The organism is Leeuwenhoekiella sp. MAR_2009_132, assembly GCF_000687915.1.
Classification (GTDB): Bacteria; Bacteroidota; Bacteroidia; order Flavobacteriales; family Flavobacteriaceae; genus Leeuwenhoekiella.
On the sequence record NZ_JHZY01000002.1, the window covers coordinates 1,166,132 to 1,183,003 of the forward strand.

The window sequence follows — 16,872 nt, forward strand, 5'->3', positions numbered from 1 at the left end:
AAAAACTATGAAAACACCCTATACCACTATCTATTCGGTTTTAAAACTCAACAGGTTTATTGTCCTTGCTGTTATTGTTTTTGCTACCCTATCGAGCGTCTTTTCTGGTTGGGTGGCTTATAACATCCACCAGAAATCCCTGAACACCGCATTCGCCATAAGCACTACAGGAGAAGTCATTCCTTTAAAACTTGTTTCCCAGAAGGAAAACTTTAAAGTAGAAGCTCTGGCACATCTGGAGCTTTTCCACACCTACTTCTACAATATTGATGCAAGTAATTACGAGCGCAACTTAAAAAAGGCGCTTTGGCTAGGGAACAGCTCTGTAGATAATATTTATAGACAGAAAAGAGCTGACGGGGTTTATAATCGCTTGATTCAATATTCTCTGGTTCAAAAAGTGTTACGTATTGAATCTACACTTGATCTGGACACCAAACCGAATCGATTTAAAACAACGGTCTTCTTTGAAATCAACCGCGGATCAATAATCGACACCTATGAATTAACGACCACCGGAAACCTGATCGAGGTTGACCGCAACTTCCCCAACAATCCCCATGGGCTGCTGATTACAGATTACTTTGAAAACAGCCTTCGAAAAATCACTAATGAAAGCCTGTAACGGGCATTTAAAACAAGCACCCATGAAAGTTGAAAAAAATAAAATCGTATTTGCTGCAGTACTTGCGGTAATCCTTCTTTTTCTAATCTCGTATGCTATGCTGCTTACGGATAAAAGTTCTGAAGAAAAACAACTGAAAGAAACGTTAATTCCAGAGCTACAAACAGACCAAAAACAATACAATTCCAAGCTTGATGCATTAAATGATTTAAAGGAAGTTCGTGAAACTACGGCTCCGAGTATTTATGATGAAAGGCTTTTGGATTCCTTAGGCTATTTTGATTCGGATTATCCGGAGAAAGAAAAAAGGCGCATTGTGGATAGTATTTATGCAACAAGTAGCGTGGCCTCTTCTTCAAAAACGCCAACAAAGAGCACTCCTGCGGAACATACTGAAACGCTACCTTCCATTGATTCTACCACCAGAGATCAAGAACGAAAAGTAGCTGTTCAGGAACTCGGATTAGCACACCAGCTATTCTTTGCTGCCAATCCTACAGTAAACCCCAATTTCGTTACTGATTCTCCAAATTCGCATATTATTGCAGTAGTTGATGGTACTCAAGTAGTCAAAGCAAATTCCAGACTTCAGATGCGACTATCGGAAGATGCTTATATCTCAGGGAAAACCATCCTTAAGAATACACCTGTGTATGGTTTTGTAAGCTTCCAAGCCAACCGGGCGATGATTGCTATTGAAACCATCAACCACGCTCCTACCTCATTAAAAGCCTATGATTTTCAAGATGGAAATGAAGGAATCTATATCGAAAATAATTTTAGAGCGGAGGCGACCCGTGAAGTCTTTGATGATGTGATACAGGACATCAATATTCCCAGTCTCCCTCAAGTGAGTGGAATCACTCAGGTACTTAGGCGTACGAATCGAAACGTAAAAGTTACGGTACTCAATAATTATAAACTGCTTTTAAAAGCGAACTAATCCAAACGTTATGAAAACGCTATTTATTTTTTTCAATACCCTCTTCGTACTTCATTTTGGAGTTGTAAACGCTAAAGATCATTCATCAGGCGCTGCATTTGTTTTGGATACCATTTATGCCAATGATTATACTAATGTCGCCTTATTTTTCCCCAAACCCATCCGTCAGGGAATTACCGGTTCGGAACATTTTATTTTTACGTTCAATCGGGAGCGTGGTCAGCCCTTGGGACTGTTGCAAGCCAAACCCGGTACCGAAAGTAACTTGCTAGTTATCACCACCGATGGATTGATTTACTCCTATATTATTAAATACAAATCAGAACTTACCAGACTCAATTATTTTGTTAAACCTGAAGCAAGTATAGGTAATGAGCTGCAATCTCGAGAACTTCTTACACCCATAGCCGTAGATCCTGTTCCGGAAGTTAGGCTTTCCCGTTTTGAACGTATAAGCGCAAAATTACTCCAACGAAAACAGCGCTTAGGGCATTTAAAACAGCGTCGGTATGGTATGCTATTAAGCGTTAAAAATATCGTGTTTAAGGATGAAGAATTGTATTTCGTGATGGAGCTTGAAACTAAATCCGGATTGGATTATGATGTCAATTTTCTAAATATTACGGTAGAATCCCGTAGTAAAGGCAAGCGTAAATCCTCACAGCGTGTTTTAAAAAAACCAAAACTAACCTATCAATTACCTGAAAAAATCAAAAAAGGAGAGCAAGCACACTTTGTTTACGTTTTGCCCAAATTCTCTTTGAGTTCTGATCAAAGGATATTGGTTCAACTCAATGAAAAAAATGGAGAACGCAATTTAGAACTGAAGATTTCACATCGGTTTATTAATAATCCTAATTGATACATTTTCCTCCTGATGAAAGACTAGTCAAGGTTGAAAGCACCAGCCATTAATTCGATTTCCGGGTTTTTGATTCCTATTTTATGTGCTATACTTTTCCAATCCTTCACTACACCGAGCACTTCCTCAAGAATGGTATTCATTTCATTTTCGCTTAAGCGAAAATATTCCCCAACACTTTTAGCTAAATCAAAGTCTAAGGAATTATCATCCATATCTATATTTAGTGATAGGCCATCTTTTTCAATAGAAGGATTTAAATCATAAGCAGGAGCTAAAACCCATCCTTTTTGAGTCAATATAAAACCGTGATTTCGCAAATGATCATCCGTATTAGAAATTGCTATGTTAAATACGATACGCCTCCATAGCTGATGTAAATTAGCCTTTACATCAGTACCATAATTTTCTATAAACTCTACAATTTCAAGATAACTCGGTGCTGATACTCTAATGATATCTTCTGTATTTCCAGTCATCGTCATCGCTGAAGCAAAATGAATACGCTTTCCATTAGCTCTATCAAATCGTTTGGTAAGAAATGTATGATATTCACCATTAATTTTTTCTATTTTAGAATCTGCCATGTGTATCCCAGAAGCAATGGCTAGTTGATAGGCTAAAAACTCCCAAGCGGCTTTATCGATGGTATCTGTTTTTGAAGGAAATTTAGCGATCCATAAACTCTTTTGAGCATCAAGTATATTAGCTTTTGGTCTTGCGCCTCCTAAAGAGGAACCAGGTGCAATTAAGATTGCTATCCACTTTCGAATGACATCACTTTGTTCCTCATTCTCTAACTGATTTACTGCTTCCTGTAGCTCGCCAAGCGATGACCACGGTGGTGTTGGGCTGAAGGTATCATTATCTAAGAAATCACCATCTAATTCCGTTTTAAAGCGTAACGCACCCATTCGACTTTCATCAAAAACTCCAAGTAAATAATCTATTTCGTAAAGTGTTCTGGCTTTTTCGTTATTCGCTCTAGCATCTTGAGCAGCTCTTCGTTTCATCAACGTCTTACCCCAGGTATCTGGCATACTATCCAAAAATATCCCGAAATTCTCTTTGTTCGCTGGATACTGTGGCCCGGAATAAAAAGCGATGTCTGGATCTAATATGCGTTGGTCGTCTGTTTTTAACCAATCCTTGTCATATTCAAAACTGAATGCTTTTTTTCCTTTGGCAAAGTGAGCAGAAAGTACACCAACTAAGGTTGGTTTCCCTAAAGACTTCCAATCTGCAAATACGTATATATCAAATTTTCCGGTTGCCATAGTCTTTATAATAAATCAAGATCCTGCAGTTTCCTTCCGAATTCATCATCCACTGCCAGTTTCAAAAAATCATCTTGAAGATTGAGTACCCTAAATACATTGAAATACAAACCAATCGCCACCGCAGGATCCCCTTTTTCAATTCGATACAGGGTAGCCCTATGAATACCCGCACGTTCAGAAACTTGCTCGGTAGTAAGCTTTCTTCGCTTACGGGCAAGCTTTACATTTTCCCCGATTTGCTCAAAAATCTTAAGATATTTCGGAAGAACTATAGCCTTCTTAGAATTCATAATGTTGCTTATTTACGACAAATATATCATTTTAGATATAAATAAGCGACAATATCTGTTAATTACTGTATGTACTAATTAAATATAGCCCTTGCTTCCTCATAAATACGTTCAAAATTAGCCTTTAAATCAGATTCAGAAAATGCATTCATTTGTTCTGGAAGCTCGCGCTGAATCTTTGCCAATTGAAACTGCACTTTTTTATCCGTTCCATCGGCATAGGTAATAAACTCCCCTTGCTTCAATCGAAAGAAAACATCCGCTCTAATTTTAGGGATTTCCTTTTCTCCCGTGGTAACTCGAGTGTCAAAATCAAGATTACGTCCACGGCTCACACTTTTTGTAGGATCCTTGATAATCTCAAAAAAGCGCTCGTAATATTTTGCGGTGTCTGGGTCATTGACCTTTCCAAAAAACTGATAGGATAAATTACTCAATATCGCCTTGCTGGCCTTATCTCCGTACATCATATCGTTTTGAATTTTATCCTGCATCACGTAAACTGTGGACACATTATAGCTGCGAAGTGTCGCTGGAATACGATGCATATTCAACAAGCGTAGGGTAGGTGCTTCTTCCATCAACAGAAAAGAAGGTTCTGAATTCCGGACACTCATTTGTTTGATTATAGTGTGTATTATAGTGGCAATAACTGGTGCATAGGAAGTCTCAAATTTCGGATTGTTCACTACCGAAATCACACACGGATTTTCTTTATTATTGATATTGAGTGGCACGTCATCTGCAGACAGTGCCATAAAAACCCGCTGGGTACTGATGCGTTTTAGGGCATTGGCCAAGGTGCTTTTCACACCAGCAGTTTGCCGTTCTGAATCTTTACCACTAATAAAAGCATCTGCCATAGCTCTGGATGTCGTATTGGTCTCCAAAAACTGAATCAGACTATCTGTATCCAGATATTGGTAAATGGCAATCAAATGGGGAAGCGTACAAAATTGGGGGTAGGTAGTTTTGAGTTTCCAGATTAGCCCACCGATCAACCCTTCTGCTGCATCATTGAAAAATTTAGTCGTTCCGGTTGTACCCGATTCCCGTTGCTCTAGTAGATTTTCAATCAATACCCGAGATACCTCGTTTACGCTCTCCTCATGCTCCAAATACCTAGGCGCAATAGGATTGACCCTGTGGATGATGCTATCGAAGGAAATAACTTTAAATGGGATTAAACTACTCTTAAAAAGTGGATACGCCATTTCGGTTAATTCAAAGTCTTTATAATCGTGAATGATGCCGCAAAACCCTTCTTTGCGGAAGTGCTTTAAGAATCCGTACACGACGCTTTCGGTTTTTCCGCTTCCTGCAGAGCCAATGACCGATGCACCCCGCTTGATGTTGTCAAGCTTAAAATTTCCTTTGGTAGTTTTGAAATTAACTTGATAGCGTCCTTCACTATTTTTTGGAGCTTCTGTTTTATGTAAGAAAACGTACAACGCCGTATTGATCAGTAGTAGTGGGCAGACCGCATGCAGCACCACTAAAACCAAATCGTTCCATTGCAGTAAAAAATACGCCAGTATACACAACACAATACTATTTAGAGCAAATGCATACCGTGATATTTGGTAGCATCCATAAAATAACATGCTGGTTAAACCAATGATAAAAAGAGCGGTAAAAAGGGCATCTATGTACATCCTATTTGTCTTAAATACCGATTGAACTTGATTTGATAGCCACCTCTAAACCCTTTCGGAGTCGGTTAAAAATTTTCATAGCCAGTTGAGCTTGCGTGACTGGAATGCTTGGCAGCATGGGAACACCGCTTTCTTTTATCATTTTAAAAGCAATTGCCTTTTCATTGGTAGGCAGTTTCATCAGCGTGGCAAAATAGATTTTGGGATTCTTTATAAAGTTTTTCCGGGCTTTGTAGGTCTCCGCGAAGTTTCGTTGATAGCCAAACGTTTTGTCAAAGGTCTTTTCTGCACGTTCAAAAAACAGGTCCCGGTCAAAGCCTCTTTTTACGGTCTTACCGTGCATCTCTACTTGCGATGCCTTGTGCTTACTCCCGGGAGAAAGACTAAAGGTATTGGACGCATCCTTTCTACTTACAATGATGTGAATATGACTTTGGTTTCCTGCCTTGGGCATCCCCTGAACAATTCGCTTCCCATCTTGCTGGTGTGGAGCTTCCCTTTCCAATTGCTCCAGTTTATTCCGTAGTAACTTAATGTTACCTTCCCTAATGCCTTCTTGAATCCTTCTGATTTCTGTATTGAGCTGGAGTATTTTGGTAGCATAAGGCTGGTTGGCTTTAATCTGCCAATCCGTCCCCTTGAACGTTCTTTGGTGTTCGATTTTCGCATAATATTTAATAGCATCAATGGTAATCTGCTTGCCATTGATCTCCCGATTGAAGGAGGCCACATAATCCTTCATCAGTTCACGCGTGTATTTTTTTAAATCTTCACTACTGTTCTGTAAACGGCTCAGTTCGTATTTAGAAGGACTGACTGTAATCGAATAGAACTTAGGCTCCGTCTTTTTTAGTTTAGCTCCGTTGTTATCGATTTCGGTGGTGACTTCTTCGGCAGTTATTTTATCAGCATATTGATTAAAAAAGTACTCATGGTCTTGTAGATTCAACCCTTGATTTTCCTTCTCCAGATAGCCCACAAAATCCCCTGAACTTTGCGAATAGTTGTTTCCTAATTTTTGAGGGGTGATGGTTATGTACATAGCTCAAAAAATTAGCGTTCGTTATTCCCTTTTTCCTTTTCAACAAAACGTACTTGCTTCTTTTCCTCGCTGTTTTTCTTTTCTAAAATCAAGGGTTTCTTTTGGGGTTGCTCTACTTGAAAAAGCGATTCTAACATGGCTACCGTTGGTTTGGATTGCGTCTTTTCAATATCCCGCATTATGGCAATAACGGCATTGATGCGTTTCTTTAAATTTGCTTCGATAGTTCTTCCTGTAGGTCCCAGTCTTTCCTTTGGAGAGATCTCATTGTAGAAAAAAAAATCAAGCATTGAATCCATAGCCTGAGTATGTGTTTTGAAATGCGCTTTTGAAAATTTCTGAAACCGTTTGGCTGTGGCTCGTTTAAGACGGATGGTGATAAAAGTGTCCATTTGACTTTCCTTTTTAGTGAGTTTGACGTAAATCCATCCCTATTTACAGGCATTACAAAGGCATTTGACGTAAATCGCAACTATTCAGTTGATTTTCATATTTATAAAACACTGATGTGTAGTATTTTATAAATAGTATAAGGACCATAACAGCGCGTAGCGTGTTACCCTCTTGCTAGTCCTTTTCGTTCGCCCCGGGCGAACAAAAATTCCATACAAGCTGACCTAAAGTCAATTGCCTTTTTCAGGGATTTTTATCCCTTTGCTTAAATAAATGATGGATACAGCTACCAGCGAAAGTCAAAAATAAGGATAGCTATATGTATTTTAATCGCTGTAATTCAGCATTCTAAAGATACACTTTTTTGGATAAAATCTAATTTTTAGCCAAAAAAAAGACCTCTGCTTTAGAGGTCCTTTCAATTGTATATTTTGAGTTTATAAAATTCCTTCATCTGCAAAACTGTAGTATTCCCCATCGGGATTCAGGATTAAATGATCTAAAATTTTAAGGTCTAAAACTTCTGCTGCCGTTTTAATTTTACGGGTAATGTTTCGATCTGCCTGACTCGGTTTTAAGGTACCACTAGGATGGTTGTGCGCTAAAATTAACGCCACAGATAAGGACTTTAAAGCCACTGCAAAAAGCAAGCGCATGTCTACCAAAGTACCGGTGATTCCTCCCTGTGAAATTTGATAAATCCCTTTGATTTGATTGCTGTTATTTAACAGTAGAATTTTAAATGATTCATACACTGCAATGGTGTCGTTATTCCAGTTTTCAAAGAGTACTTCTGCAGCGGTACGTGAAGAACTCACCCTGGGCCAATTTACAGCCTTAACCCGATGCACATAGCTTATTTTTATTTCGTTGATACCTGATTCCATAGTACTGATTTTAGTATTAATATTCACTGGGAAGCATCAACGTATCCTGTACAAAGAACAGCCGAAGTTCATCCAATGGCAAGTCTGTAAATTCATAATCCTGTTGATACAGTATGGTTCCATTTCCATCACCATAGGTGATTTGTGCTTCTGTATTTTGTTTTTGCTGCAGCTCTTCTGATAAGCGATTAAAATAGATTACCAAGAACGAACTTTTAGAACGTAGCCTTTTAGCGATCACCATCACATCGGTTACTAACCAATAGCAGTTGGCAGCTTCGGCTAAATACTTAACGCCTTCGGTATATCTGGTCTTAAACATCGGGATCGTATATAAGATTTCACTTCCACAAAATCTGTGTAGCTGTTCTATAATTTGATTACTTTGTGTGCTCATTTTATTAAAATTTAAAGTGGATTTAAGAGGGCGCTACTTCTCAAGGGAACGCCCTCTTTTTTAATTAGTTTTACGCATTGGATTTAGATCCCAGCAAGAGAATTTCACTGGCTTCTACTTCGGTTACATAGCGTTTGATGCCGTCTTTATCCTCATAGCTTCGGGATTTAAGTTTACCGCTTAAGGCGAGCTCTTTACCTTTTGGAGCGTAGCTTTCGATGAGTTCTGCAGTCTTTCCCCAGGCTACAACCGTATGCCATTGGGTGTCCTGGACCTTCTCCCCTTTTTCACTTTTGTAGTATTCATTGGTAGCCAATGAAAAACGAGCTACTTTTTTTCCGCTCTCTAGCGTGGTTAGGGTAGGTTCCTGTCCTACGTTTCCAATTAACTGAACTTGATTTCTAATCGTACTCATAACAGTAGTATTTAAAGATTAATTAAAATGCTGCCTAAACTATTCAGACAGTTGACCTGTATCTTTTTAAAAATTGATTTACTTATTTTATCCTGAGCGTTTTCCTTTTTTGTTTTAGATCGTTTTGATCCCGCTTCTTTTTGGATGTTTTGAATTGAGTTCATAGTGCTTTATTTTGATTTACTTCCCTTAGTGCCTATCGCTGTTCCCTTTTTTTGTTGCTGATACATCTTCAAGAGTTTGAATTAGGTAGGACATATAAAAGCGCGTATGCAAGCGGTTATGCTGTCCGTCTAACTTCAAACTATTGGTATTTTGCTTTCAAAAAAAGAGAAGGATAGCGATGCTACCTTGAGGGAATTCAAAGGGAGAGATGGGAAGTTTTAAAACTCAAGAAGTGGGAACAAATACTAAATGAAAATCCCCCTAAAGCAGACTTCATTTACAATTTAACGATACAATGAAGCGCATCTTACCTGTCCAGAAGTTTATGGACGGGTAACATAAACGTATTGGAGATTGTGTCCAAGGCCTGCCTAGGGAAGCTCTTTTCCCGTAATGAAGCTTTCGCGAAATGTAGTGGGAATGTGCTTGCCGGGATTACGGTAGAGAATCATTTTAGATTAGTAGAATTTAAAGCGGACTTGACTTTGAAGGTGTAGCTTAAAATGAAATTTGGCCGCTTCTCAATTTTTATTGGGATAAAGCGGTCAAGTGAAATGGAAAATGGAAGCTTTGAAGTTTTGTCCAAGATCTGCCTAGAGAAGCTCTTTTCCGGTAATGAAGCTTTTGCGAAATGCAGAGGGAAATTGCTGACCGGATTATGATTGAGGATCATTTTAGTTTAGTAGAATTTAAAGCGGACTTGACTTTAAAGGTGTAGCTTGAAATAGAGTTTGGACGCTTCTCAATTTTTATTGGGATAAAGCGGTCAAGTGAAATGGAAAACGGAATCTTTGAAATTGTGTCCAAGACCTTAGTCGGGAATCTTTTTTCCCGCAATGAAGCTTTTGTGTAATGTAGTGGAAATGGGATGAGTGATTAGTACTACTTACCTTCTCATATATTCCTGCCACTGAACAATAAGGTATTTGTCTTTACCTGACTTTTTAAGATCTAAGAATCCATAATCGTAAACAAATAGATACACGTCCCCTTTTGAATTCTTCCAGTAATGGGTGAAAAAATTCGGATTAAACCCATCATTTAAAAGTGCTGCTTTTTGAACCGTAGTAAATCCTTGATAGTTATAGGTTTTTAATAGTTTACGATTGGTCTTCAGCTGTCGGTCTACTTCCATGTAAAAAATCTCTTTTTCCTGCCTAATTTCGTACTGATTAATCGACTTGCATTTAGTAGAACAAAACTTCTTATCTGATCTTCCTTTTATTGGAGATTCACAAACGGGACACATTTTCATATTAAGCACCTCTAAACGTATATTATACGACTAATATACCTCTTATATTCTGATTCCGTTGTAGTATTGAATTATGAGTTCGCCTAAAAATATTACGCTATACAATCTTATGATTAATGATCAGAAAATGATTGGTATTAAGTTTGCGCCAGATAAGGTTATACAAGCGCTTATAAAAAGCCTCGATACACCAAAATGGAGTTCAAAACACAATTTAGCTTATATCCCCAATACCAAAGACAATCTAGCCCAAGTCTACAATACGTTTAAAGGAGTTGCCTGGATCAATTACAATCGGTTTTTAACCAATAAACCTATTAACACAAGTAATGAAAAAGTAGATGTGGATTGGTTTCGTAAGAGAACGCTTCCTGAAAATTATCGTCGTTGTCCTGAAGAATACTTACTCAAGTTAGAACTTAAGAGATATGCCAAAAATACGGTGCGTACCTATGTGCTTTTTTTTGAACACTTTATAAATTACCACAACGATAAAGATTTGCATGCGTTAAATGAGACGCATATTCGCGCGTACTTACAAAGACTCATTCGTCAGGATAAGTCAAACTCCTACCTCAATCAGGTCATTAACTCCATAAAGTTTTATTATGAAGTTGTATTAGGTATGCCCAACCGATTTTATGAAATAGAACGTCCTAGAAAAGAACATAAACTCCCCCAAGTCATTTCAAAAGAAGAAGTCATATCTCTAATAGCTCACACTAATAATTTAAAACATAAATGTATTGTAGAATTAATCTATGGTTCTGGTTTACGAAGAAGTGAGTTATTGAATTTAAAGATTGAAGATATAGACAGCAAACGAATGCTTGTAAGGGTAAAACAGGCTAAAGGAAGTAAGGATAGGCTAACCCTATTATCTCAGAATGCATTATTAGATTTGCGAAACTATTATAAAAGCTGGAAACCTAAAGAGTATCTTTTTGAAGGTCAAAGAGGAGGTCAATATAGCGGACAAGCCGTTGTCAATATTGTAAAAAATGCTTCTTTAAAAGCTCGAATTAAGGTTTCTGTAACCCCGCATACGTTGAGACATAGCTTTGCTACACATCTACTTGAAGCCGGTGTTGATCTGAGACAGATACAAGTATTATTAGGACATCAATCAACCAAAACCACCGAAATTTACACGCACGTGGCCACAAATACTTTTAAAACAATAAAAAATCCCTTAGATTAGTACTTTAACTAAAATGGATATAACACAACTTGTTGTGTTATCCGTACGTTGTACGTAATATTAAAACTGACTAATATTTTACTATGAGTATAAAATTTGAAGTATATAATAGAGAAACTGAGAAAATACTTTATTTAAAAAATAATTCAAATCAAAATATAGGAAGAATAAGTCCAAAATATATTAATTGGAGTTTTAAGAATACTGATTATTTAATATATTCAGAAATGGTTGCAAAAGCTTTATTTATTGGTGAAGAATATATTTTAATTCAACATAGAGGAAAAACTTTTCGTCCGAATATAGATTATATTAATTTATATGACTTTTATTGTAATATAAAGTACAAAATTGAACCTCCAATATTGAAAACTAAAGAGTTAAATCCTGATAATAAAAACTTTAAGAGCAGTTTTAGCGGATTTAATAGATTAGAGAGAAAAAATGAAAATTCACCATATGAAATTTCAATTGATGATCAAGATTATGTTTTAGTTTGCTTATATGATGATATTCACTGTTCTCATTCGCCAGAATTAGATGACCGAGGTGGAAAATTACACGAACTTCAAGCACTAAATATTAGAACAGGGAAGTTCCACGACAGCTGGTGTAAATTCTATGGTAGGCTATAAAATACTACGTACAACAACGTATAACAACAATTGCGGCTTTGTGTCCTGCGGACACAACCGCGCAAGCATAAAAGTCGATAATTTTAGCTATCTTAGTTTTCAACCAATCCGCAACTGATTGTTATACAATACCGTTACCCACAAGCTGAAAACCAGCCGCATATTTTAGCACTTTCGGTTTTTCCCAACACATAAATCCAACGCTCTAAAAACCAAAAGAGCTAAAACTTTCCCAAAATTCGTAATTATGTATTTAAGTATTTGCTTATATACGTAATTAATTATATGTTTGTACGACAAAGCAAATAACTTTAATAAAAATATATACACAAATGAAATTAGAAATAACCTGTACAAGAGCGGAAGCCAACCATAAGCAGTTACAAAACTGTATGGAGGCATTGGATAATATGGAAGGGAGTTTTCAAAAAATGACAAAACTTTTATCAATTGCAGGAAGCGATGTAAGATTGAGAATTCTTTATTTATTGAATTTAGAAAATGAACTATGTCCTTGTGATTTAGCTGATATACTAAAAATGAGTGTTCCTGCGATCTCACAACATATACGTAAAATCAAAGATGCAGGAATAATCAATTCAAGACGAGATGGTCAAACACTTTATTATTCATTAAATAAAGATGAAACAGAGATATTTATTAGCATTTTTAAATCTATCGAATTAATTAGAAAAACAGCATAATTTATAAAGAAATGAAAACAGAAAAAACATCAAAAAATGCAGCATACACAGGTTTATTTGCTGCTGTAGCAGCATCATCTTGTTGCATACCACCTGTTATAGCATTAATAGCTGGCGTTGGAGGAAGTGCATCTGCACTATCTTGGATGGAACCTTTTAGACCCTATTTAATAGGTTTAGCTGTAATAGCTATTGGCTATGCTTGGTATGCTTACTTAAAACCCAAAAAAGCCGATGACTGTTGCGAAGTTGATGCAAAACCAAAATGGTATCAAACCAAAGGCTTTTTAATAGGCATTACATTGTTTGCAGCTATTTCAATTAGCTTTCCTTATTATTCTCATATATTTTATCCAGATAACAAAAAAGAGGTTATTGTCGTAAATCAATCAGACATTCAAACTGTAAATTTTGATGTAAAAGGTATGACTTGCGCTTCTTGTGAAGAACACGTTAAGCACGCTGTTAACGAATTAGAAGGTATTGTTAATGTAGCTGCTTCTTATGAGAAAGCTAATGCCGAAGTGGAGTTTGACAATACAAAAACATCTAAAGAAGATATAGAAAAAGCTATAAATTCAACGGGTTATAAAGTTATTAATAAATAAAAATAAATCTTATGAAAAAATTATTAGTTATATCAGGATTATTCCTTTTATTATTTTCATTTAATGCACAAGCACAATCGTGTTGTTTGCCGAAAAATGACAAAAAGGTAGAGAAAGCCAATATCAATATGCAAGAAACTAAAACAGTTACTTTAAAAGTTACAGGCATGACTTGTATGTCTTGTTCAAACCATGTAATGAAGGCTTTAGAAAAAGTAGAGGGAGTTATAGAACCGTTGGTCGAGTATAAAGAGGATAGAGCGGTTGTGACTTTCAATCCAAAGTTAACTACAGTAGAAGCCATTATTGAAGCCATTAATAAAACACCTTATAAGGCAAGTTTGATGGAGCCAAAAAGCTAGGGAAACTAAAGTCGCAAAAAAAGTTGGGGTATAATACCTCAATTTTTTTCAAACTGTATTTAAGTATTTAATTAAATAATTGTTCTAATGAAACAGTCAAAGAAGGAAGTTTTCAATCCGGACCACTTGGATTGTTGCATAGAGATTGGCGATTGCGAATTGCAAAATCCGCCACAGGAACTGATAGATAAACTAATTGGACAGCCTATTAGTGATTGTAAGAAAATTATTGAAGAGTTTCTTAAACCTAAAGAAAAATTAGTTATAAAATTTAAAAAGAAAATAGGTTTTGAAACCAAAAATGATAATAGATAATGTTAATCTAAATCTAAAAATCATGAAAAAATTAATAATCTTATTCGTAGTCATAACGTTAGTATCAGCTTTCACTGTTGGTTGTACAATTTATGATGACGAACAGATTCAAGAACAAGCTATTGATGAAAATGGAAATGATAACGGGGATGATAACCCAAACTCAACAATTGAATATACAAGCTTAATAGCAGATGAAACAACCTTACCTACTGGGGAGAGTACACTTATTACAGCAACTGCTACAGGAGAAGGACTTGAGTATTATTGGTCTGCCAGCCTTGGTGATATTGTTGGTAGCGGTGAGCAAATAACTTATACAGCTGCCATTTGTTGTTCGGGGAGCAATACTATAACATGCTCTATTAGAGATAGTCTGAATACTTGGAAGCACAAATCAGTGACTATTGAAGTTAGTTTTTAGTGACTATTACAGTTAATTAAATGAAGAAATTAATTTTTATACTTATAAGTTTATTGTTTATGTACCAAAGTGTCAATGCTCAATGTTGTTCCGCAGGAATACCTGTTGGAGGTAGTACAAATATTGGTATACTTGAAAAGAATAATTTTCGATTCACTTCTTATTTTAGTTATAGTGAATCTGCGGGCTATTTATCTGGTAATGATAAGTCTAAATTTAATCTCGTAAAAAGGGCTAGTTATCAATATGCTGGAACTATTTTGTCTTATGGACTATTTAATAAGCTCACAGTAGAAACAGAGTTTGGGTATTATTTAGATAAAACACAAATTTATGATTTTCAATCTGATGTAAACATCAAAAACCAAGGCATTAGCAATGGTATAATTTCGGCAAAGTATAATGTTTTAGCAAATTTAACCAATCCTTTTGAGTGGACTATTTCAACAGGTGTTAAGTTCCCTTTTATTTTAGATTATGCAAGAGAAAACAATGTAGTATTGCCAAGGGATGTTCAAACATCATCACACGCATTGGGAATTATTGGTCAATCTTTTTTATACAAAGGCTATCCCATTAATGGCATTCAATTATTCTTAATTAATAGAATAGAGATTAATTACAAAGATTATAAAGATTATAAATTTGGACCCGCATTGATTTCAGCATTCTTTTTTTCTTATAATTTGGAACAATCCAATTATACGGGAATTGCCCAGATAAGACACGAATTTAGAGGAAAAGATGCGTTTGAAGACAGAAAGCTCGATGCCACAGGAGGTCATTTGGTTTTCCTGTCACCGCAGTTAAATTATTCAATAGAAAAATGGAATTTTTCACTGCTTGTTGATATCCCTGTTTACAGATATTATAATGGCACACAACTGGGAAACACTTTTACGGCATCGTTTTACGTTACAAAAGATTTCGATTTGGCTTCTAACAAAGCCGAATTGCCATTTTTAAACAATAATACTGCTAAAAATTAATTTGAATGAGGCAAATAAACGATGGTTAAGAATTGAAGCTTATGTAGCCAGTCTTTCAATTAAACTTTATCGGTATAGTCATTTAACTTTTAAATAAATTAAAACATTTCGCCAAAATGGAAGTTTGTCACACAAATAAACAATCTCTAATTCTTATTCCGGACATCAGCGGATTCACAAAGTACGTTGCTTCGTGTAATATAGAACATAGCCAAGATAAAATTGCATTGCTGTTGGAATCCTTATTGGAAAACAATTCCCTGAAATTTAAAATTTCTGAAATTGAAGGCGATGCTATTTTATTTTACAGTTATGATTTTCCATTTTCCGCAGCGGAAATAATTAGTCAATGTCAATTGATGTTCGACAAATTTCATCAAAGAATAGATGAATTTAAACGATCGAAATGTATGTGTGAGTCTTGCCAAAATCTATATAACCTTTCACTAAAATTTGTGCTTCATTTTGGACAACTTGGCTCTGTAATGGTAAAAGACTATTGTAAACTCTTTGGTAAAGATTTAATAATAGCACATCGGCTTCTTAAAAACAAAATTAGCTCAAATGAGTACATACTTTTCACGGAAAATTTTAGCAATCAATTTCCACTTATAGGCACTCATCTTGATAACCATACGGAATTGGTCAACGACATTTTCAATTTAGAAGACATCGGTGATATTGGTATTACTTATTTCGATTTGAAGGCATTAAGTTTAAAGAACAGACAAGGTACGACTTGTTAAAATGATCAGCATTTTCTTCGTGCGGAAAATGAAATAAACATAATCTAAATTATATACAAAATGAAAACAGCAAAGCAATATTTGGGCAAACAATTAAACACCATGTTATCTGAAATTCAACTTGATGATAATAATTTTATCGTGAATGTCCAAAGGGAATTACTTAAAGGCAATCCACTGCCAAAAACAACATTTTATGCACTTATCGATGCAACTAAAGAGAAAGCTGATTCACTGTTGGAATTATTAGGAGAGCTAAATGAAAATAACCAAATTACAGCCTTTTCTGGTTTGTCGATTACACCTACCAACCACAAGTTTATAGTGCAAGGCAAAACACTTTATACTTGGTGTGCATTAGACGCTATATTGTTTACCGAATGGCTGGATGTTTCGTCCCAAATTATATCTCAAGACCCAATTGACAATTCTATAATTGAGTTGAATATTGAATGCGATCATTTGATATCATCTAATCCATATCCAATATTTCTCTCTTTGATTGAAAAAATGGACTCTTGCAATATCAGAGGTTCCTTTTGCAATCACGTCTTTTTTTTTGCAAGCGAACAAACCGCAAAACAATGGCTTGACAGCAATGTAAATGGCAAGATATTAACCATGGAAGATTTATTTGAATCGAATAAAATTGGCTTAAAATGTTGTTAAAAATAATCAC

The 16,872-nt window shown here is 35.9% G+C and carries 22 protein-coding genes; 13 read left to right on the forward strand and 9 right to left on the reverse strand.

Going from position 1 to position 16,872, the window contains the following annotated elements; all coding sequences use genetic code 11:
• The first annotated feature begins 7 nt into the window (after positions 1–7).
• From P164_RS05065 to P164_RS05075, 3 genes are read left to right on the forward strand one after another with little or no spacing between them, the layout of a single operon-like run.
• Positions 8–625 (forward strand): conjugal transfer protein TraK, encoded by a 618-nt coding sequence (locus P164_RS05065; protein ID WP_028375378.1) that lies wholly within the window; start codon positions 8–10, stop codon positions 623–625.
• Positions 626–647: 22 nt separating this feature from the next.
• The gene (traM, locus tag P164_RS05070) at positions 648–1,568 is read left to right on the forward strand and encodes a conjugative transposon protein TraM (RefSeq protein ID WP_028375379.1); all 921 of its coding nucleotides are present in this window, start codon (positions 648–650) and stop codon (positions 1,566–1,568) included.
• A 10-nt stretch (positions 1,569–1,578) separates the two neighbouring features.
• On the forward strand, positions 1,579–2,430 hold the full coding sequence (locus P164_RS05075) for a DUF4138 domain-containing protein (protein ID WP_028375380.1): 852 nt from the start codon (positions 1,579–1,581) through the stop codon (positions 2,428–2,430).
• Positions 2,431–2,453: 23 nt separating this feature from the next.
• On the opposite strand, the gene P164_RS05080 is transcribed toward P164_RS05075, so the two are convergent.
• The 9 genes from P164_RS05080 to P164_RS05120 form a co-directional block, all read right to left on the reverse strand.
• Complete coding sequence (locus P164_RS05080; protein ID WP_028375381.1) at positions 2,454–3,707, reverse strand: type II toxin-antitoxin system HipA family toxin; 1,254 nt, start codon at positions 3,705–3,707, stop codon at positions 2,454–2,456.
• 5 nt (positions 3,708–3,712) lie between these two features.
• Positions 3,713–4,000: a helix-turn-helix domain-containing protein gene (locus P164_RS05085; RefSeq protein ID WP_026753008.1), complete on the reverse strand. Its 288-nt coding sequence runs from the start codon at positions 3,998–4,000 to the stop codon at positions 3,713–3,715.
• A gap of 74 nt (positions 4,001–4,074) precedes the next feature.
• The gene (locus P164_RS05090) at positions 4,075–5,655 is read right to left on the reverse strand and encodes a type IV secretory system conjugative DNA transfer family protein (RefSeq protein ID WP_028375382.1); all 1,581 of its coding nucleotides are present in this window, start codon (positions 5,653–5,655) and stop codon (positions 4,075–4,077) included.
• Positions 5,656–5,665: 10 nt separating this feature from the next.
• Entirely contained in the window at positions 5,666–6,697 is a 1,032-nt protein-coding gene (mobB, locus tag P164_RS05095; RefSeq protein WP_028375383.1) for a MobB family relaxase, read from the reverse strand.
• Between the two features lie 11 nt (positions 6,698–6,708).
• Positions 6,709–7,089 carry a BfmA/BtgA family mobilization protein gene (locus tag P164_RS05100; protein WP_028375384.1) on the reverse strand — a complete coding sequence of 127 codons (381 nt, stop codon included), beginning with the start codon at positions 7,087–7,089 and terminating at the stop codon, positions 6,709–6,711.
• A gap of 438 nt (positions 7,090–7,527) precedes the next feature.
• Entirely contained in the window at positions 7,528–7,977 is a 450-nt protein-coding gene (locus P164_RS05105; protein WP_028375385.1) for a RadC family protein, read from the reverse strand.
• A 16-nt stretch (positions 7,978–7,993) separates the two neighbouring features.
• Positions 7,994–8,374, reverse strand: a complete 381-nt coding sequence (locus P164_RS05110; RefSeq protein ID WP_028375386.1) for a DUF6876 family protein — start codon at positions 8,372–8,374, stop codon at positions 7,994–7,996.
• Between the two features lie 70 nt (positions 8,375–8,444).
• Positions 8,445–8,789: a single-stranded DNA-binding protein gene (locus tag P164_RS05115; RefSeq protein WP_028375387.1), complete on the reverse strand. Its 345-nt coding sequence runs from the start codon at positions 8,787–8,789 to the stop codon at positions 8,445–8,447.
• A gap of 1,051 nt (positions 8,790–9,840) precedes the next feature.
• On the reverse strand, positions 9,841–10,209 hold the full coding sequence (locus P164_RS05120) for a hypothetical protein (protein ID WP_028375388.1): 369 nt from the start codon (positions 10,207–10,209) through the stop codon (positions 9,841–9,843).
• A 73-nt stretch (positions 10,210–10,282) separates the two neighbouring features.
• Between P164_RS05120 and xerA the strand changes: the two genes are divergently transcribed.
• From xerA to merB, 10 genes are all read left to right on the forward strand, one after another.
• Complete coding sequence (gene xerA, locus P164_RS05125) at positions 10,283–11,410, forward strand: site-specific tyrosine recombinase/integron integrase (RefSeq protein WP_199907770.1); 1,128 nt, start codon at positions 10,283–10,285, stop codon at positions 11,408–11,410.
• 83 nt (positions 11,411–11,493) lie between these two features.
• On the forward strand, positions 11,494–12,045 hold the full coding sequence (locus P164_RS05130) for a hypothetical protein (protein WP_028375390.1): 552 nt from the start codon (positions 11,494–11,496) through the stop codon (positions 12,043–12,045).
• Between the two features lie 332 nt (positions 12,046–12,377).
• The gene (locus P164_RS05135) at positions 12,378–12,749 is read left to right on the forward strand and encodes an ArsR/SmtB family transcription factor (protein ID WP_009780794.1); all 372 of its coding nucleotides are present in this window, start codon (positions 12,378–12,380) and stop codon (positions 12,747–12,749) included.
• An 11-nt stretch (positions 12,750–12,760) separates the two neighbouring features.
• Positions 12,761–13,357 (forward strand): mercuric transport protein MerTP, encoded by a 597-nt coding sequence (gene merTP, locus P164_RS05140; protein WP_009780795.1) that lies wholly within the window; start codon positions 12,761–12,763, stop codon positions 13,355–13,357.
• A gap of 11 nt (positions 13,358–13,368) precedes the next feature.
• On the forward strand, positions 13,369–13,719 hold the full coding sequence (locus P164_RS05145) for a heavy-metal-associated domain-containing protein (protein ID WP_009780796.1): 351 nt from the start codon (positions 13,369–13,371) through the stop codon (positions 13,717–13,719).
• 87 nt (positions 13,720–13,806) lie between these two features.
• Positions 13,807–14,034 carry a hypothetical protein gene (locus tag P164_RS05150; RefSeq protein WP_028375391.1) on the forward strand — a complete coding sequence of 76 codons (228 nt, stop codon included), beginning with the start codon at positions 13,807–13,809 and terminating at the stop codon, positions 14,032–14,034.
• 22 nt (positions 14,035–14,056) lie between these two features.
• Entirely contained in the window at positions 14,057–14,458 is a 402-nt protein-coding gene (locus P164_RS05155; RefSeq protein WP_125411752.1) for a hypothetical protein, read from the forward strand.
• 20 nt (positions 14,459–14,478) lie between these two features.
• Positions 14,479–15,447, forward strand: a complete 969-nt coding sequence (locus P164_RS05160) for a hypothetical protein (protein ID WP_028375392.1) — start codon at positions 14,479–14,481, stop codon at positions 15,445–15,447.
• A 116-nt stretch (positions 15,448–15,563) separates the two neighbouring features.
• On the forward strand, positions 15,564–16,193 hold the full coding sequence (locus P164_RS05165; protein ID WP_051621212.1) for a DUF2652 domain-containing protein: 630 nt from the start codon (positions 15,564–15,566) through the stop codon (positions 16,191–16,193).
• Positions 16,194–16,253: 60 nt separating this feature from the next.
• Positions 16,254–16,862 (forward strand): organomercurial lyase, encoded by a 609-nt coding sequence (merB, locus tag P164_RS05170; protein WP_026775753.1) that lies wholly within the window; start codon positions 16,254–16,256, stop codon positions 16,860–16,862.
• Positions 16,863–16,872 lie beyond the last annotated feature (10 nt).

Bases quoted from the DNA above. Each gene is read 5' to 3' on its own strand.
- P164_RS05065 (WP_028375378.1), top strand. From the start codon at position 8: ATGAAAACACCCTATACCACTATCTATTCGGTTTTAAAACTCAACAGG.
- traM (WP_028375379.1), top strand. From the start codon at position 648: ATGAAAGTTGAAAAAAATAAAATCGTATTTGCTGCAGTACTTGCGGTA.
- P164_RS05075 (WP_028375380.1), top strand. From the start codon at position 1,579: ATGAAAACGCTATTTATTTTTTTCAATACCCTCTTCGTACTTCATTTT.
- P164_RS05080 (WP_028375381.1), bottom strand. From the start codon at position 3,707: ATGGCAACCGGAAAATTTGATATATACGTATTTGCAGATTGGAAGTCT.
- P164_RS05085 (WP_026753008.1), bottom strand. From the start codon at position 4,000: ATGAATTCTAAGAAGGCTATAGTTCTTCCGAAATATCTTAAGATTTTT.
- P164_RS05090 (WP_028375382.1), bottom strand. From the start codon at position 5,655: ATGTACATAGATGCCCTTTTTACCGCTCTTTTTATCATTGGTTTAACC.
- mobB (WP_028375383.1), bottom strand. From the start codon at position 6,697: ATGTACATAACCATCACCCCTCAAAAATTAGGAAACAACTATTCGCAA.
- P164_RS05100 (WP_028375384.1), bottom strand. From the start codon at position 7,089: ATGGACACTTTTATCACCATCCGTCTTAAACGAGCCACAGCCAAACGG.
- P164_RS05105 (WP_028375385.1), bottom strand. From the start codon at position 7,977: ATGGAATCAGGTATCAACGAAATAAAAATAAGCTATGTGCATCGGGTT.
- P164_RS05110 (WP_028375386.1), bottom strand. From the start codon at position 8,374: ATGAGCACACAAAGTAATCAAATTATAGAACAGCTACACAGATTTTGT.
- P164_RS05115 (WP_028375387.1), bottom strand. From the start codon at position 8,789: ATGAGTACGATTAGAAATCAAGTTCAGTTAATTGGAAACGTAGGACAG.
- P164_RS05120 (WP_028375388.1), bottom strand. From the start codon at position 10,209: ATGAAAATGTGTCCCGTTTGTGAATCTCCAATAAAAGGAAGATCAGAT.
- xerA (WP_199907770.1), top strand. From the start codon at position 10,283: ATGAGTTCGCCTAAAAATATTACGCTATACAATCTTATGATTAATGAT.
- P164_RS05130 (WP_028375390.1), top strand. From the start codon at position 11,494: ATGAGTATAAAATTTGAAGTATATAATAGAGAAACTGAGAAAATACTT.
- P164_RS05135 (WP_009780794.1), top strand. From the start codon at position 12,378: ATGAAATTAGAAATAACCTGTACAAGAGCGGAAGCCAACCATAAGCAG.
- merTP (WP_009780795.1), top strand. From the start codon at position 12,761: ATGAAAACAGAAAAAACATCAAAAAATGCAGCATACACAGGTTTATTT.
- P164_RS05145 (WP_009780796.1), top strand. From the start codon at position 13,369: ATGAAAAAATTATTAGTTATATCAGGATTATTCCTTTTATTATTTTCA.
- P164_RS05150 (WP_028375391.1), top strand. From the start codon at position 13,807: ATGAAACAGTCAAAGAAGGAAGTTTTCAATCCGGACCACTTGGATTGT.
- P164_RS05155 (WP_125411752.1), top strand. From the start codon at position 14,057: ATGAAAAAATTAATAATCTTATTCGTAGTCATAACGTTAGTATCAGCT.
- P164_RS05160 (WP_028375392.1), top strand. From the start codon at position 14,479: ATGAAGAAATTAATTTTTATACTTATAAGTTTATTGTTTATGTACCAA.
- P164_RS05165 (WP_051621212.1), top strand. From the start codon at position 15,564: ATGGAAGTTTGTCACACAAATAAACAATCTCTAATTCTTATTCCGGAC.
- merB (WP_026775753.1), top strand. From the start codon at position 16,254: ATGAAAACAGCAAAGCAATATTTGGGCAAACAATTAAACACCATGTTA.